This is a genomic window from Acidocella aquatica (assembly GCF_030160635.1).
GTDB lineage: Bacteria > Pseudomonadota > Alphaproteobacteria > Acetobacterales > Acetobacteraceae > Acidocella > Acidocella aquatica.
Map to the genome: position 1 here is coordinate 41,798 of NZ_BSOS01000008.1, position 17,044 is coordinate 58,841.

12 protein-coding genes are annotated in these 17,044 nt (G+C 56.4%); 6 read left to right on the forward strand and 6 right to left on the reverse strand.

Features of this window, described 5'->3' with window-relative positions; all coding sequences use genetic code 11:
• Positions 1-7: 7 nt before the first annotated feature.
• From QQJ84_RS03715 to QQJ84_RS03730, 4 genes are all read right to left on the reverse strand, one after another.
• The gene (locus QQJ84_RS03715; RefSeq protein WP_284256663.1) at positions 8-1,165 is read right to left on the reverse strand and encodes an acyl-CoA dehydrogenase family protein; all 1,158 of its coding nucleotides are present in this window, start codon (positions 1,163-1,165) and stop codon (positions 8-10) included.
• Between the two features lie 70 nt (positions 1,166-1,235).
• Positions 1,236-2,147 (reverse strand): VOC family protein, encoded by a 912-nt coding sequence (locus QQJ84_RS03720; RefSeq protein ID WP_284256664.1) that lies wholly within the window; start codon positions 2,145-2,147, stop codon positions 1,236-1,238.
• A 182-nt stretch (positions 2,148-2,329) separates the two neighbouring features.
• Positions 2,330-3,799, reverse strand: coding sequence for an FAD-dependent oxidoreductase (locus QQJ84_RS03725; RefSeq protein ID WP_284256665.1), 1,470 nt, complete (start codon positions 3,797-3,799; stop codon positions 2,330-2,332).
• Positions 3,800-3,899: 100 nt separating this feature from the next.
• Positions 3,900-5,105: an acyl-CoA dehydrogenase family protein gene (locus QQJ84_RS03730; protein WP_284256666.1), complete on the reverse strand. Its 1,206-nt coding sequence runs from the start codon at positions 5,103-5,105 to the stop codon at positions 3,900-3,902.
• A 283-nt stretch (positions 5,106-5,388) separates the two neighbouring features.
• On the opposite strand from QQJ84_RS03730, the gene QQJ84_RS03735 reads away from it, so the two are divergent.
• Positions 5,389-6,141, forward strand: coding sequence for an SDR family oxidoreductase (locus QQJ84_RS03735; protein ID WP_284256667.1), 753 nt, complete (start codon positions 5,389-5,391; stop codon positions 6,139-6,141).
• 158 nt (positions 6,142-6,299) lie between these two features.
• Here QQJ84_RS03735 and QQJ84_RS03740 read toward each other — a convergent pair whose 3' ends face one another.
• Both QQJ84_RS03740 and QQJ84_RS03745 read right to left on the reverse strand, forming a co-directional pair.
• A complete protein-coding gene (locus QQJ84_RS03740) occupies positions 6,300-7,994 on the reverse strand; it encodes an FAD-binding protein (protein WP_284256668.1) in 1,695 nt (564 codons plus the stop codon).
• 48 nt (positions 7,995-8,042) lie between these two features.
• Positions 8,043-8,816, reverse strand: coding sequence for an SDR family NAD(P)-dependent oxidoreductase (locus tag QQJ84_RS03745; RefSeq protein WP_284256669.1), 774 nt, complete (start codon positions 8,814-8,816; stop codon positions 8,043-8,045).
• Positions 8,817-8,977: 161 nt separating this feature from the next.
• Between QQJ84_RS03745 and QQJ84_RS03750 the strand changes: the two genes are divergently transcribed.
• The 5 genes from QQJ84_RS03750 to QQJ84_RS03770 all read left to right on the forward strand — a co-directional run bounded on the left by QQJ84_RS03750 (position 8,978) and on the right by QQJ84_RS03770 (position 16,704).
• The gene (locus tag QQJ84_RS03750) at positions 8,978-9,739 is read left to right on the forward strand and encodes an SDR family NAD(P)-dependent oxidoreductase (RefSeq protein ID WP_284256670.1); all 762 of its coding nucleotides are present in this window, start codon (positions 8,978-8,980) and stop codon (positions 9,737-9,739) included.
• A gap of 360 nt (positions 9,740-10,099) precedes the next feature.
• Positions 10,100-11,686: a DUF1302 domain-containing protein gene (locus QQJ84_RS03755; RefSeq protein ID WP_284256671.1), complete on the forward strand. Its 1,587-nt coding sequence runs from the start codon at positions 10,100-10,102 to the stop codon at positions 11,684-11,686.
• Between the two features lie 13 nt (positions 11,687-11,699).
• Complete coding sequence (locus tag QQJ84_RS03760) at positions 11,700-13,100, forward strand: DUF1329 domain-containing protein (RefSeq protein ID WP_284256672.1); 1,401 nt, start codon at positions 11,700-11,702, stop codon at positions 13,098-13,100.
• 146 nt (positions 13,101-13,246) lie between these two features.
• Positions 13,247-14,290 carry a WD40/YVTN/BNR-like repeat-containing protein gene (locus tag QQJ84_RS03765; protein ID WP_284256673.1) on the forward strand — a complete coding sequence of 348 codons (1,044 nt, stop codon included), beginning with the start codon at positions 13,247-13,249 and terminating at the stop codon, positions 14,288-14,290.
• A 14-nt stretch (positions 14,291-14,304) separates the two neighbouring features.
• Entirely contained in the window at positions 14,305-16,704 is a 2,400-nt protein-coding gene (locus QQJ84_RS03770; RefSeq protein WP_284256674.1) for an efflux RND transporter permease subunit, read from the forward strand.
• Positions 16,705-17,044 lie beyond the last annotated feature (340 nt).

Consider the following 17,044-nt stretch of genomic DNA (forward strand, 5'->3'; position numbering starts at 1 on the left):
GCCTCTTCTAACGTGGCAGGCCGAGCATGCGCTCGGCGATGATGTTGCGCTGGATCTCGTTGGAGCCCGCATAAATCGGCCCGGCGAGGGAGAAGATATAGCCATCCAGCCAATCATGGTCCCGCGCGGCCTCTGCCGCCGCCGATGTCAGCTCCGCCCTGGCGCCGAGCAAGGCGAGTGCCGTACGGTGCAGATGAATGTCCAGCTCCGACCAGAATATCTTGTTGGTACTGGCCTCGGGGCCGATCTTGCCGCCCGAGAGTAGCCGCGAGCTCATGGCATAGATTGTGAGCATATAGGCTTCTGCGTTCATCCAGGCCCGCGCCACCTCCAGACCCAGCGCCGGATCGGCATCATTGCCTTGAGCGTGGTAATGTGCTGCGAGCTTGGCGGCAGCCTGTTGATAGCGAGCGGGGGAGCGCAGCAACAGCCCGCGCTCAAACCCGGCGGTGGCCATGCAGATATGCCAGCCCTGGCCGTCATCTCCCAAACGGTTGAAGGCGGGGACACGGACATTCTCAAGGAAGAGTTCTGCGAAGCCGATATGTCCGTCCATCTTGCGGATGGGATTGACCGTGACGCCCGGGGCGTTCAGCGGGAAGAACACCAGCGACATGCCCTTGTGCCGCTCGCTGCCCGGTGTGCGGAACAGGCCGAAGCCCCAGTCCGCGAAGGCGGCGCGGGAGGACCAGATCTTGTGGCCGTTCAGGACCAGTTGATCGCCATCCTGGATTACGGTTGCGCGGATATGGGCGAGGTCGGAGCCTGCCTGAGGTTCCGACCAGGCTTGCGCCCAGATTTCCTCGCCAGAGGCCATGGGGGGAAGAAACCGCGCCTTCTGCTCAGCCGTGCCGAATTCCATCAGCGTCGGCGCCAGCAGGCAGATGCCGTTCTGGTTCACCCGCCCCGGCGCCGCCACGCGATAATATTCTTCCTCGAAGATCAGCCACTCGATGAGGTCGAGCCCGCGCCCGCCATATTCCTCCGGCCAGCTTACCACGCTCCAGCCGCCTTGATGCATGGTGCGCTCCCATGCGCGATGCGCTTCGAACCCTTCGCGCGTCGCGTCGAAATGTGGCAGTGGGGCAGCGGGCACATGCGCGGTGAGCCAGGCTCTGGCTTCGAGCCGGAAGTTTTGTTGCGCTTTGGTGTAGTTCAAATCCATGCTGGCAAAGCCATGATGTTTCCGATGTTAATAAAAAATGGCGGTGCTGCTCGGGCGCCGCTGTGCGGTCTCAGCCCTTGTGATGTGCCCAGACATGGCCCCAATCGCTTACCGCCATGCTGGTGGTGGGAACCCAGTTCGCGGGGTCGAGCTGCAACCCCTGGCAGCCGTATTCGATGTCGAAGCCGCTGGGGGAGCGGACATAGAAGGAGATCATTTTGTCGTTCACATGTTTGCCGAGCGTAGCGGAAATGTGTGCCCCATGCTTTCGTGCGCGGTCATAGGCACGGCCCACATCGTCGATGCTGTTGACTTCCAGCATGATATGCACGGCGCCGTTCGGGCTCTCCGGCAGCTCCCCCAGCGCCAGGCTATGGTGGCGTGCGTTCTGTGCATGCATGAAGGCGAAGCCAACGCCTTTATCATCCGGCCCGCCGCCGGCGAGATAGAAGCGGCCGAAATCGGCGTCGCCAAAGCCGAGGATCTCTTTGTAGAATGCGTAGGTTTCCTCGAATCTCGGGGCGGTGAGCACGACATGGCCAAGCCCCATCTCGCCATTTAGCCCGGTAACGAAACCGCTGACCCCGGAGGGCGAGGCGAAGGGCACGTAGTCCAGGAAGCGGCCATGGAACATCTCGAACGGGTGGCCTTGCGGGTCCACGGAACGGGCGAGCCTGGAGACGTGGCGGGTGCGTGCGCTCATCACATCCAGGATTTCCACGGCGTGGCCGCCGGCGCGCAGGCGTTCCAGCGCTGCGTCCATATCGTCCCCGGTCGAAAACTCCCAGCCTGGCATTACAAAGGCGTCGGTATCGCCGGTTTCCACCCAGATGCGAAAGGGGCGGTCATCGATACGGAACAGCAACACATCCGCGCGCGGGGAGGGGGCCGCCATGACACCCAGAACATCCGTTGCAAATGCCGACCAGGATGCGAGATCCCGCGTCTTGGCGACGATGTAGCCTAAAGATGCAACCGCCATGTTCTGACTACTCCCTTTATCCAATTTTTAAATGTGCGCATGTTTCTCGCGGCTTTGATTGTTGAATATAATGATTTGCGTTATTAATCAATTATTATAAAGCGAATTAAACTAAAAATAACTGATAAAATTAATGAAATGCGTTGTTTTTGGTTTTATTATGAATTGTCTTGAGTGGGAAACTACGCCATTTTGGGGGCTTTTGCTGCCGCTTTACCGGCCAGCCGGCCAAAGAAGCTGGAATCGGCGAGGCTGAGCCCTGAGGAATAACCCTTGCCCCAGCGCGGCAGACCGCAGGCGGCGCGCCCGGCGGCGTAGAGGCCGGCAATGGGCTCGCCGGACAGTGCCAGCACCTCGCCAGTTGGCAGCGTCTCCAGCCCGCCGAGGGTGAAATAAGAGAAATAACTTTGCGACGGGATGAAGGCCAGCGCCGCAAAGGGCGGCTCAGCCAATGGCTGCAGCCATTTGGCTGCCTTGTGCCAGACCGGGTCTTCGCCCCTGGCTGCGTGTTCATTATACTGGGCGATTGCGCGGCTCAGCGTGCCGGAGCAAAAACCAAGCTCGGACTCAACCTCTCCCCAACTCTCACCCACTGCCGCCAGTTCCGCCCCAGCCAACTCCAATGGCCGTGCGAAGATTGCATTGTCGCAGAGCAGAAAAACGCGGTCTCCCTGCTGTTCTAAGGCTGTGCGCATGACGCGGCCGTGATAGCAATCCTCGTTGATGAAGCGTTGCCCTGCCTGGTTGATGAAAATACCCTTCACCAGCGATTCCGGCGGATACCAGGGGCAGGTGACAAAAAATTCGTTCATGTGGATTGCGCGTCCGCCCACGGCTTGGCCCATTAGGATGCCGGAGCCGTCATCAATGGTGCCGAGCGGGCTTGAGCAACGCAGTGCCTCGGGCGCGTGCTGGCGGATCATCTCCGTGTTCATGCAGAAGCCGCCGGTGGCCAGCAACACGCCCCTGCGCGCGTGCACCGCCAGCTCCTTGCCGTTTTGGCGGATGATGACGCCGGCGACGGCGCCATTTTCAACCACCAGGGCGCGGCCGCGGGCGGAGGTTTCCACCTGCACCCCCGCCTCGCGCGCGCGGGCTTCCAGAATATCGATGATCTTGCGTCCGCCACCCCAGCCCACTGACTGTACGGTATGGCCGCGCGGGGCTGGTTTGGCCTTGGTCACGAAGGGCCATGCCTCCTCCGAGCCGGACCAGATCAGCGTGTCGTCGCCCTCCGGCTCGATGATCTTGCCGGGCAGGAAACTGCCTTTGTAAGGCACCCCCTGGGCGCGGAGCCAGTTGAAATGGTTCACCGCTTCGCTGGCATATAGCGCTATTTTCGCCATGTCGGGGTCCTGCCCGCCCGCCATGGCCAGATAGGTGGCGAAATCCTCCGTGGTGTCGGTGAAGCCGTTCTGGTTCTGGATGTCCGTACCGCCGGAGCCGCCGACATATATTTCCCCACCGGAGAGGGCGGAGGCGCCGCCGGACCCACCAGCGGCCTCGAAAATGGTGACGGCGGCGCCCGCTCGCGCCGCCTCCAGCGCCGCGCAGGCGCCTGCTATGCCGAAGCCCAGAACGGCGACATCGGTTTCCTTGTCCCAGGCGGCGATGCTGGCTGCTTGGACCGGATGTTCCGGACGCGCGTCCATCTCAGGACGGCTCCCTGGTCTTTTGCGGGCCAGCCGCCATGATCAAGACAAGCTCCTTCTGCCCGAGGGGCATTTCATGGGGCGCGATCATGATGGCCGATTAGAGGAACGGGAAAGCGAGCGGAATGCCGAGGAGCCCGTTGGCGAGGTCCGGTCCCATATTGTTCGGGTCGTTGGCCACATGCGCGCGCGCCGCATTAAGGTCGAGCCAGGGCTGGATGATCGCGCTGTGCATATAGATGGCGCGGCCGCCCAACAGGGGCAGAAGCGCATCGACCAGGGCCGCGCAGCGGCGCGCGACGGAGGAGGATTGGAAGCGGTAGAGCTGGCGGGTGGCGATATCGATCTCGCCCCCGGTTTCCAGTGTCTGGATGATGTTATCGAAGTTGCGCCGGAGTACGGCTTCCATCTCGTCCAGCTGCGCATAAGCGGTGGCGACGGCGTTCAGCAAAATCGGGTCGGTCTTTGAGATTTTGCCGGTATTGGTGGAGATGCGCGATTGCGCGATCTCCAGCGCGGCGTTGATGGCGGCGCGCGCACCGCCAAGGGCAGCGGTGGAGACGAGACGCAGGAAGAGCTGTGCCCAGGGTATGCGGTAGAGCGGCGCGTTGTTTTCCACCTGGCCGGGGTTCTTGCACAGAAAGCCATCAACGGCCTTATGAGTGCGGTAGTCCGGCACGAAGGCGCGCTCCACCACGATATCCTGGCTGCCGGTGCCCTGCAGGCCGAACGTGTCCCAGGTATTATCGATTTTGTAGTCTGTGCGTGACACCAGGAAGGTGCGCATGTCCGGCGGGTCGCCTTCCTTCAGCGGTGGGATCATCGCGCCCAGGAGCACCCATTGGCAATGATTGCAGCCGGAGGAGAAACCCCAGCGGCCGGAGAGGTGGAAGCCCCCCTCGGTACGCTCCACCTTACCGACGGGCTGGTAGGAAGAGGAGACCAGGATGCTGTCATCCGCGCTCCAAACATCGCGTTGCGCCTGGTCGTGGAACAACGCCAGCTCGTAGGGATGGCCGCCGACAACGCCGTAGACCCAGCCGGTGGACATGCACCCCTCGGCCAGTAGCTTCTGAATCTCGAAAAATACGTTGGGATGCATTTCATACCCGCCCCAGCGCTTGGGCTGCAGCACCCGGAAAAAGCCCGCCGCCTGCATTTCGGTGATGGTCTCGTCAGGGATTTTGTGTTCGGCGGTGGCGCACCTCGCGCGCGATTTCAGCACTGGGATCATCGCCCTTGCCCGCTCGATCAGCTCCGCCGGGGCCGGTGTGCGGTCGGCTACGATCCTTTGTATATTCGTCATGAAACTACCTTCACTAAAATTGGGCGCGCCTGAAAGTCAAATTCCGCCCGAGATTATGTTCTTCGTAGATATTATATGGTATAAAATACGCAAATGATCAATATTTATTTCCAGAAACCGATTATCGTGCAGCTTGATCTAGGGCGGATGTGAGTGTTTACATGCGTTTAAATTAAAATATTATATAACGCATATAGCTGTTGAATGAAGCTAAACATGAGTATTTTGCAAAAATACCGGAATTTTGTTTTGTTGTTTGGCTGGAGTCTGGGTGGAGGGTGATTTGGCGGCAAAGAACTTGGCGGGCAAGGTGGCCTTGGTGACGGGTGGTACACGCGGAATTGGACGGGCGATCGCGGAGACGCTGACCGCCGCGGGCGTGAAAACCTATGTATGCGGGCGCACGCCGGGGGATTTGCCGGCTACATTGAGCTTTCTGGCTTGCGACGTGCGCGACCCGGAAGCGGTGAGGGCGATGATCAACGAGATCGCCGCGCGCGAGGGCGGGCTGGATTTTGTTGTCAACAATGCTGGCGGCTCGCCGCACGCGGAGGCGGCCCTGGCCTCGCCGCGCTTTTCCGAGCGGATCGTACAGCTCAATCTGCTTGCACCTTTGCATGTTTCTCAGGCGGCTTATCCTTACCTGAAGGCCCGGGGCGGAGCGATTGTGAACATTGCCTCCGTTTCGGCGGTGCGGCCTTCGCCCGGCACCTCGGTTTACGCCGCCGCCAAGGCGGGGCTGCTGGGGCTTTCGCGCAGCCTGGCGCATGAATGGGGGCCGGAGATTCGTGTCAACGTGTTGATTCTGGGCTATATTGAGACCGGGACCACCGATGCCACTTATGGCGATGCGGAAAAACAAGCGGCGATTGGCCGGAATATCGCTGCCGGGCGGCTCGGCAGAGCGGAAGAAGTGGCAGAGGTGGTGGTATTTCTGCTCTCGCCCGCCGCATCATATATCACGGGCGCTGAACTTCAGGTGCATGGCGGTGGTGAGCGGCCGCCATTTTTGGACATCGTGAAGAGCGAGGGCTGAGGTAGATGAGGTGGATACGAAAGCCATGGCTGAAGCCGGCAGCGCGAAGCCCGCGCGGCGTCAGGCGTTGGCCGAAGGGCGTTAGCAACAGTAGCTGCCGCCATTGGCGACGGGAATGGAACCGGTGACGAAGGCGGCGTGGCCTTCAGGCCTGTTGCTCATTGCGCGTTGCCTTCAGTCATGTGCGTTGCAGCGATATAGCCGAAGGTGAGGGCAGGGCCGATGGTGACGCCAGCACCTGGATAGCTTTCGCCCATTGCCGAGGCGGCGTTGTTACCAATGGCGTAAAGTCCCTCAATTGCCTGACCGTCCTTGCCGATCACCCGCGACAGCGCGTCAGTGCGCAGGCCGCCATTGGTACCGATATCGCCGGGATAAATCGGCATCGCGTAGAACGGCCCCTGATCAAGCGGCCGCAGACAGGGGTTGGGCGTGACTCGCGGGTCGCCGTACATCTTGTCATAGGTGGCTTCGCCGCGATGGAAAGCAGGGTCATTGCCGTTTGCGGCGCTGGCGTTGAAGTGCTCCACCGTCTCACTCAACGCCGCGGCCGGCACACCTATTGCCCGGGCGAGATCAGGGATCGTGCGCCCCTTGCGCAGGATAGACCTGGCCGCCCTGCTTTGCAGCCAGTTGGGAACCAAGGGGTAGAGTGGGCCTGCAGGGTAGGAATGCCGGTAGCGGTGGTCGAATACGAACCATGTCGGGTTGGCATCGCCCTGTTCGGCCTGGCGCCGCGCCATCAATTGGCCGACGATATGGTAGGACGCGGCCTCGTTCAGATAGCGTTTGCCATTTTGCGCGACCATGATGCTGCCGGGCAGAGCGCGCTCGATTGTGCACAGGCGGCCGCGATCCTCACCCGGTACGTAGAAGACCGGGGCGGCCCAGGCTGAATGCATGTTCATGAGGCTAGCGCCGGCGGCAACGCCTGCGCGGATGCCATCGCCGGTGTTGCCGCTGGTTCCGCCCGAGAGCTGCGCGTTTGGATAAAGCGGTGCATAGTGATGCCGCATCGTCTTGTTCTTGTCAAAACCGCCGGCGGCGAGGATTACGCCCTTGCGCGCACGGATGCGCAGATTTTTGCCCTCATGGCGAACGACCGCGCCGGTAATCTTGCCGTTTTCGAGGATAAGTTCCTCCAGCGGGCTCTCCAGCCAAAGCGGAACGCCCTGCCGGTTGAGCGCGAGCCGTAGCCCGCCCGCCAGCGCATTGCCCAGGGTTAGCCGCCTGTCCTTGCGTGAGGTAAGGCGGAACGGCAGGTCCAGCCAATAGCGCGCGAGGCTTCGCGCGAGGTGGCGCCACCAGCCCGGCGCACGGAACAACAGCATGTAGGTTTCGTCGAAATGCCAGTTCAGATAGCCAAACAGTGAAGCGGCCGGTGAGGCAAAGCGCAACGTGCGCACGTCATTATTCAGATTACGGCCGTCAAGCGGCAAAGGCATATGGGTACGATAGCCTGCCGCTGATCCGCCAGGGTTCTCGGCATGGTAGTCGGGATAGGGAAACGCCTGGTATTCAATCTCGGTGTTCGCGCTCAGCCAGCGCAGCATCTGGGATGCGTTCCCAACATAGGCGCGGATATTCTCGTCCGGCACGTTGGATGCGGAAAGCTTGCGGACATAGGCGAACGCCGCCTCCTCATTGTCCTCGAATCCAGCGGCCTGCGCCTGATCGCTGGCGGGAATCCAGATTCCTCCACCCGAGGTCGCAGAGGTTCCGCCCCAGAGCGGCGTTTTCTCGACAATGAGAGTTTCTGCGTGGCGACTCGCCGCGACCAGGGCGGCAAGCATGCCGCCCGCGCCCGAGCCGACGACCAGCACATCAAGCTCTTTGTCCCAATTTTCTACCATGCCGGCGCTCCAGTGTAGAGGGTTACGGGCAAGCGTTGCCGCGTGCCGTTAAGAGGGAAGATAGAGCTGGGCGGCTTTGCCGCCGTCCACCGGCAGCGCCGTGCCGGTGATGTAACTGGCGGCGTCCGAGAGCATGAAGACGATTGCCTCAGCCAGCTCTTCCGGCCTGCCGCCGCGGCCCATGGGGATGGCTTCCATGGTCCTGGCGGCGATCTCGGGGACTTTGGCCGAAAAATCTTTTGTGCCGGCGGTCTGGACCTGCCCGGGCACGATGGCGTTGACGCGGATTCCGCTGCGCGCGCCTTCCATCGCGGCGACCGCGGTGAACTGGATCATGGCGGCTTTGGAGGCGGAGTAGCTTGACATAAATGGGGCTGCGCGGATGCCGCATGTCGAGGCGATGTTAACGATCGCCCCTTTGCCAGCCGCGGCCATGATGTTCATCGCGGCCTTGGTCGCCACGAAAACCGCTTCCGTGTTGACCGTGAAATCCTTGCGCCAATGGTCGAGAGAGAGGCGGTTGATCGGCGCGTAATGAGTGGACATGGCGTTGTTTACAAGCATGTCGAGCCTGCCGTGACGGTGCGCGATATCTTCGATCATGGCCGCGAGGGAGGCCAGATCGGAAACGTCAAGCTGTACAGCCTCAACCTTGCCGCCTTCGGCCTCGATCCGTTCCTTGGCGTTGGTGAGCATTATCTGCCGGCGCCCGCAAATGACAACATGCGCCCCGCGGCGCGCCAGAAGCGATGCCGTGGCGAGACCGATGCCATCACTGCCCCCGGTCACAACCGCGACCTGTCCGTTGAAATCCTGGTTCATGGCGTTGTTCTTACCTGTTCTCATCAGTCTATGTTGTGTAGAATTCGTATAAAAGTAAAACGCAGTTGACAAAACAAAACCGATTATGTCAACTTGTTTGCGTAGAAATAAAATTATAATGTTACGAATAGCTTCTGTTACAAACGGGTTGAGTGGGGAATATGGGTGATCTTTCCGGTAGGGTGGCATTGATAACCGGGGGCGGGCAAGGTGTTGGCCAGGGAATTGCGTTGGCACTTGTTGCCGCGGGCGCGCGCGTTGCCATTAGCGGGCGCACGGCCGCCAAGCTGGAGGAGACGTGCCGGCTCATCGCGGAGCGTGGCGGCCAGGCTCTGGCGGTGCGGGGGAATGTCAAGGATCCGCGGGAGTTGCCGGCGATGGTTGAGCAGGTTGCCGCCTGGGGAGGTGGGGTCGATATTCTGGTTAATAATGCACAGGAAGTCCCTGCCGGCCGGCTGCTGGAGGTCTCGGACGAGGCGTTCGTTGCGGGGTTTGAGTCTGGCCCCTTGGCGAGTTTCAGGCTGATGAAGCTGGTATATCCACATATGGTCGCTCAGGGAGGCGGGGTAATTTTCAACCTTGTTTCCTCGGCCGCCGCGCGGTGGGATATGACGGGCTATGGCGCTTATGGTGCGGTTAAGCAGGCAATGCGTGTCCTGACCCGAGCGGCCGCCGCCGAATGGGGGCGCGAGGGTATCCGGGTGCTGGCGATTGCGCCTCATGCAGAGTCGCCCGGGCTCAAGCGCTGGATCGCGCATAACCCGGATGAGGCGGAAGCTTTCTTTCGGGCCATTCCGTTGGGGCGGGTTGGCCGGTTGGAGGAGGATATCGGCCGCGCGGTGGTGGCGTTATGCGGGCCTGAGCTTGGTTATCTTACCGGCGCGACGATTCCACTTGATGGGGGGCAGGCGAATTTTGGGTAATGGGTTGCGCCCAAAGGTTTGAACGGTCTGTTGGAGTGTTGGGCGCGATCTGTAGGTGTGGCGCATGGCGATGTCTTTCACGACCGCGATGGGTAGAGTGGCCTAAAAATCCTCATAATCATCGATATTTTAACATATATTATACGAATTATTTGGATTTTACGGTTGTATATTGCGTTAATGCGTTGACTTTTTCGGAATTTACAGCCTAAAATCCATAACTACAGAACGGCGAAGCAAAACCTGCCGTCGTGCTGTCGCTAAAAAAGAGAACAAATAAAATATAGAGGAGGGATGATGAGTTACGATTTTCGAGTATATGAATCGTGCCGGCGCCGTTTGGCGTCTGGGAGCATCTCCATGCTGGGCGCCGAACATTGGCGTGTGGCGTTGGGGGTGGTATCGATGTTGATGATCACTGGCGTGCAGCACGCTAGGGCGATGAACCTGTATACCGGTGTGGTGAATGGACAGAGTCTAGAAATCAACCTGGACACAACTGTTGAATACTCCAACATATTCCGCGTCAATTCACCGTCGAAGGTGCTGACCAGTAATCTCAACGGAAATGACGGTGACCTGAATTTTCAGCATGGTCTGGTTGACAATACCTTCGATGTGTTGCCGATATTCGACTTGAGGTATGGCAATTATGGCGTGCATGTTAGCGGAGAGGCGTATCTGGATACGTCCTATCTTGGCCGGACACAGAATGATTCGCCTGGCACCTATAATCCCATTAGCGCCAATTACCGGCACTTCACCAGCGCTACACGCAATGTTAATGGGCAAAATGCCGTGCTGCTCGATGCCTATGCGTATGGCACGAAATATTTTGGGGTGGATGGAGAGCAGGCCCTCACGGTAAAGGTTGGCCGCCAGACGCTCATGTGGGGCCAGAGCTTGTTCTTTGCGAACAATGGTATTGCTGCCGGACAGGCGCCGATCGATGTGATTAAGGCTCTTAATCTACCCAATGCGCAGGCGCAACAAATTTTCCTGCCAGTTGGTCAGGCGGTGGTTACTTATGCGCCTAATTCAAATCTGAGTTTTCAGGCCTATTATCAATTCGAGTGGGAGCCGGATACGCTGGAGGGTGTGGGGTCATATTTCAGCACGACCGATATTTTGGACAAGGGCGGGCAGCGCCTCTTGTTTGCCCCGTATTACGGTGTTCCGCGCGTCAAGGATTTGAGGCCGCCCATTAACAATGGGCAGTTCGGCTTCTCGATTCAGGGGGCGGTTGGCTCATGGGATATGGGACTCTACGCGCTACGATATGACGATCATGCGCCGGGCGGCATCTACTTATCAAAATCCTACTCTGATTACTGGGTTGTATATCCGCGCGATATTCAGGTGTATGGTTCCTCGTTTAATACGGTCTATGATGGGGTAAGCATTGCCGGTGAAATTTCCGGCCGCAGAAACATGCCTCTGGTCTCTGCGGGAGCGCCGGTTTCGGCTTATCCCGGGAACTCCAATGGCGGTGCGCTTTATCCGGTTGGTAGCACGGTGGCGGCGCAGGCCTCCGAGATATGGGTGACGCCGAGTCTCCCGTTTGACCGGGCAGGTGTGACGGTTCTTAGTGAATTTGCGCTTAATCATGTTGTATCTGTCGATAAGAACCGTAACATGCTTCGGCCTGACCGCAACGCCACCGCCGGGGCATTTCAGTTTGAGGTGATACCGACCTACGATGATGTCCTGCCGAACTTGAATCTTCAATTCCCAATTGGTTTCAAATATAATCTGTTCGGCCGTTCTCAGGTTGATTCTACGATGAATCATGGTACTGGATTTTTCAATATAGGTGTTTCCGCACATTATAGAACGACTTGGACAGCATCGTTAACATACCAGGATTATTTGGGCGGACCGAACCAAAATCTAAATCCGTTAGCGGACCGTGGCTATATTGCGTTTAGTATCCAGAATGCTTTCTAAAAAGGGGATCGAAATGAACCGGCGTAATTTTGGGATTTTGGGTGCGAGCAGCTTCGGCGCTCTTGCAACATATTTGAATAATGTGCGTCCAGCCATGGCGGCCGTAGTCCCCGATAGGCTGAAGACAGAATTAACACCGTTGGGTGGCGAACGCGCGGGTAATGCGGATGGGAGCATACCGGCATGGACAGGTGGGCTCACCCAAATGCCGGATGGCTGGGAGCCTGATAAGAATGGATTGATGCCGGATTTCTTTGCCGGTGATGCCAAGCTATTGAGCATCGATGCCAGTAATATGGAGCAATACCAGGATCGTCTCAGCGTGGGGACGATTGAGATGATGAAGAAGTATGGCTATCGGATCGATGTGTATCCGACCCACCGTACAGCTGCTGCGCCGCAATGGGTGTATGATTATACCTATCAAAATGCGCTGAACACTCAGATGGATGCCAATGGTGCCAAATATGGATTTACCGGCGCATATGGCGGTACGCCCTTTCCGATTCTGGATACGGATCCCAACATCGCTGGCGCGCAGGCCATGTGGAATCACCAGACGCGCTGGCAGGGAACGGCATATACGCGTAACGAGGCTAACTATGTGGTGGATAGCACCGGTGCGCTGACGCTTTCCGCGGGACAGCGGCAGTTTGTGCGCTACCCATATTATATGCCGGGCGGTTCAGCCAGCAATTACAGCGGCCTTTATATCCAGTCTTATACAAAGTACATTGCGCCGGCTAATCAAATAGGCCAGGAATTTTTGGATTACCAGCCGACCAACATGTTCAGCTCTCCTGAGCGGGTTTGGGCATATATGCCTGGCGAAGGCCGCGTGCGTGAGGAGCCGGATATGACCTATGATACGCCAGCACCAGGATTGTCAGGCTATATCAATCAAGATGAGTATGATATTTTCCGTGGCTCCATGGATCGCTATGATTGGAAGCTCATCGGCAAGAAGGAGATGTACACGCCGTATAACAATAACAAACTATATTTGGCGACTCCTCAGGAAGGTCATGGACAGCATTTTATAAACCCTGACTTGCTGCGTTGGGAGTTGCATCGTGTTTGGATCGTCGAGGCGACCCTGTCACCAGGCAAGCGCAACGTAATGGCGAAGCGCCGGTTCTACATTGATGAGGATACCTGGACGGTGCTGTTAGGTGATACATGGGATGCCGAAGGTAATTATTGGCATTTTGGTGTGAATACCATGGAAAATCGTCCTGATTTTCCGGCGGGTGTATTAATTTCCACAACGGTTATCGCTGATTTGCAAGCAAATCATTATTTGAGTTCCGTTGGGATCTGGAATGAATCACCCTATAATCAACCGGTTCTTTTGGGCGTGCCCCCGCAGCAATTGTTTGATGCTCGGAGTATGGCTGCGCAGGCGCAGTTCTGAGTAAGTTAAGGCGGAGATGGTATTCTGTATGATCTCCGCCGATTTTCTGGAAAGTCTGGCTCGATGATGACGCATAAACCTCGTGTGGGTGGAGGCAAAAAGGAGTGTTGGAAGCCATGAGGGGAGCTTTGGTGGTCCTATTCCTTATGATCGCGCCGATGGCGTGGGCCCAGACCAACATTATGGACCTTACCTTGCCTGCTATTCATGTAAGCGCACCAGCACATGATTTCCTTGACGGGGTGGCGATGGCTGGCGACCGGATCGTTGTAGTTGGCGAGCATGGGCTGATTGCATATTCGGATGATGATGGCAGGACGTGGCGCCAGGCCGCTGTGCCGGTGAGTGTGCTGTTAACAGACGTTGCTTTTGCAAATGCTCAAGATGGTTGGGCAGTTGGCCACATGGGTGTGATTCTGCACACCAGCGATGGTGGCATGACGTGGCAAAAGCAAATTGATGGGCGAAATGTAGACGCCCTTAGTCTTGCCGCAGCACAAGCTGCGCAAGCCGCGAACAGTGCTTTGCCAACTGTTGAGTTAGCTGTTAGGCGCGCAGAGTTATTCCAGAGCATCGGGCCCGACAGGCCGTTTTTGGCTGTGCTGGCGCAAAGCCCTCAGCAGGCGATTGTGGTGGGCGCTTATCGTATGGCGATACGTACAAACGATGGTGGCAAAAATTGGAGCGATATAAGTCTCGATGTACTCGACCGCTTGAGCCATAATCTCTACGATATTTCATCTGTTGCCAGTGGTATCTATGTGTCCGCCGAAACGGGAATCGTATTCTACTCTACCGATGGTGGCGCGACTTTTCCGCAGGTAACCGCACCAACGGATGCGACTTTATTTGGTATTGCTCCAACAGCTGACGGCTCGGTGTTTGCTTACGGTGTTGCCGGTGCGGCTTATCTTAGCCATGACCACGGCGCCACCTGGCAAAGTATCAATGTTGGCACCACGTCAAATATTACTTCGGGGTTGCTGCTGAAGTCCGGCGCGCTTGTGCTCGTCAGTGAAACAGGCGGAGTTTATATCAGTAATGATAATGGCCTGACTTTCCGGAGTCTGCCGGAGGTTATGCCGATGCTCTTAACCGCTCTTGCGCAGATGCCGAACGGCGATGTGGTGGTTACTGGCTCTAGCGGCGTGAAAATCTTGTCAAAATCCGACTTTACCAAGACCCAATGAACCGGAGAGACTAAGTGAATTACTTGCAATCATCCGACGACATGCGGATTGCGGATATTGCTGATTTTGACCGGCAGTCGGGTTCCGTGGTCGAGCGGATTTTATTCAATCATCGGCCGATTGTCTTGTTGTTGTGTTTATTCGCGACCATATTTTTCGGCTATGCTGCACTGCATGTGCGCATTAGCGCTAGTTACAATGAAATGCTGCCAACGCACCAGCCGTTCATTGTAAACTACTTTAAGCATTATGATGACTTACAGGGGCAGGGCAACGCGATCAGAATTGATGTGGAAAAAAATGGAAATGGTTCGATTGTCGATGCGAACTATCTGGCCACACTCGAGCAGTTGAGCGATCAGGTCTATTTGCTTCCTGGCGTTGATCGTCCATTCATGACGTCGTTATGGACCCCGTCGGTACGCTGGATGATGGTAACGCCGGTTGGTTTTAATGCTGGACCGGTGATCGGCGCGGCCTATAATGGGAGTCCATCACAGCTTGCTGTCGTACAGCAGAATATCGCGAAGGCCGGAATTATCGGCAGTATTGTTGCCAATGATTTTCATTCAAGTATGATTTATGTACCGTTGATGCAGCATAATAACCTCACGGGTAAGGCGCTGGATTATGGGGATTTGGCGCGGCAACTGAATGCATTGCGCAATAAATATAAGAATAAAGGGGTAACCTTGCACGTTATCGGCTTTGCGATGGTGGTGGGCGACCTTATCAATGGCATAAATCGCGTACTTACGTTTTTTGGTATTTCCGTGATCATCGCTATAGCCATTCTTTATTGGTATACGAGGTGCGTACGCTCAACGTTGCTTGTCGTGACGGCCTCGATCACCGCGGTAATCTGGCAGCTTGGAATACTTACCTTGGCGGGTAAGGACCTTAATCCCTATTCGGTCTTGGTGCCTTTTCTTGTTTTTTCAATCGGCATGAGCCATGGCGCCCAGAAGATGAATGGGGTGGTGCAGGATGTTGGCCGTGGCTCGCATCCGCTAATTGCAGCACGTTATACATTCCGGCGATTGTTTCTGGCAGGCTTTGCCGCGCTGACATGTGATGCGGTGTCGTTTGCGGTTTTGTTCACTATTCGTATTCAGGCGATTCAGGATCTGGCCGTTCTCGCTTCTATCGGTGTCGTTATTTTAATCTTCACGAATCTGATCATGTTGCCAATTTTGCTTAGTTACACTGGCGTAAGCAAAAATGCAGCGCAGCGGAGCTTACGTCAGGAAGCTGATGCCACAGGAAACAAATATCCATTGTGGCATTTTCTTGACCTCTTCACACGTCGCCGTTATGCTGCCGCGGTGGTAGTTTGCGCAGCAATCTTAGCATCCTTCGGTTGGTACATCGGGCATAGAATACAGGTTGGTGATTTATCTCCTGGTGCGCCGGAGTTCAGGCAATCTTCTCAATATAATCGTGATAATGCCTATATCGTTGGCCATTACGCCACTGGTTCTGATAATTTCGTAGTGCTGGTTGACTCCGCTCCAGGCCATTGCCAGGATGTTGCAACTCTTCAGGCAATGGACAATCTTGAGTGGCGATTGCAACAGCTGCCGCAGGTCCTGTCAACTTCGTCTCTGGCCTCCATGAGCGCGAAGTTGAATATGCTGATGACGGAAGGTTCGCCGAAATGGCTTGATTTCATTCCGAATCAGCAGGTAATCGATGATCACGCGAATAACGGTACGGAATCCCTCAAGAACAGCACTTGTTCATTCGCGCCGATCAATGTGTCATTGACCGACCATAAAGCTGCGACATTACAAAGTGTTGTGAAAATGGTGAAGGATTTTTCTTCTAACCCTCAAAATCAAGGACCCTATTTCAAGATTCAGCTGGCAGGCGGCAACGCCGGTATCGAGGCCGCGACGAATATTGCGATTGAGCAGTCCAATCTTCAAATTTTGATGCTGGTTTATGCTTCGGTCATCCTCTTCTGCTTCATCACCTTTCGCTCCTGGCGGCTGGTGATCTGCACCGTAATCCCGTTGGCGATCACCTCGTTGCTCTGTCAGGCATTAATGGTTTGGCTGAACATCGGCATTAAAGTGGCGACTTTGCCGGTTATTGCACTGGGTGTCGGCATTGGTGTTGATTATGCGTTGTACGTGCTGAGTGTCGTGATCAAACAACTCAAGAATGGTGCGACGCTATCGGAGGCTTATTACCGGGCGTTGCTTTTCACTGGAAAAGTGGTTTTGTTGACGGGATTTACGCTTGCGGTTGGTGTCGCCACATGGATATTTTCGCCGATCAAATTTCAGGCGGACATGGGGCTGCTGCTGTGTTTCATGTTTCTTTGGAACATGGTTGGTGCCCTCGTTTTATTGCCGGCCCTGGCTTATTTTTTGTTGCCGCAGCAGCGGCGGAAAGCACTTGTGACATAAGCCGTCAATGCGGGGTGATAACCGGGTTTGGGAGCGATGCTGCCGGTCTACGCTCAATTGAGATAGGGCAAGGTCAATTAGGGCATTTTTTGGTGGAAATCGGAACAACCGATGATTTTCAAGTGTACTATTTAGGGTAACGCACGTACGCTTTCAAAAACTCGAAAAATATGGCTGAGAAAATTTAATCGCTATCCGTCTCATAACCTGAAGGTCCCTGGTTCAAATCCAGGTCCCGCAACCAGATTCTCAAGATAAACCAATACGTTAAAGCGGTAATCCCCCCTGCCATTAAGGGGATTGATAAGTAGAATTTTCTCGGCATTTTACGCGAGGAGAT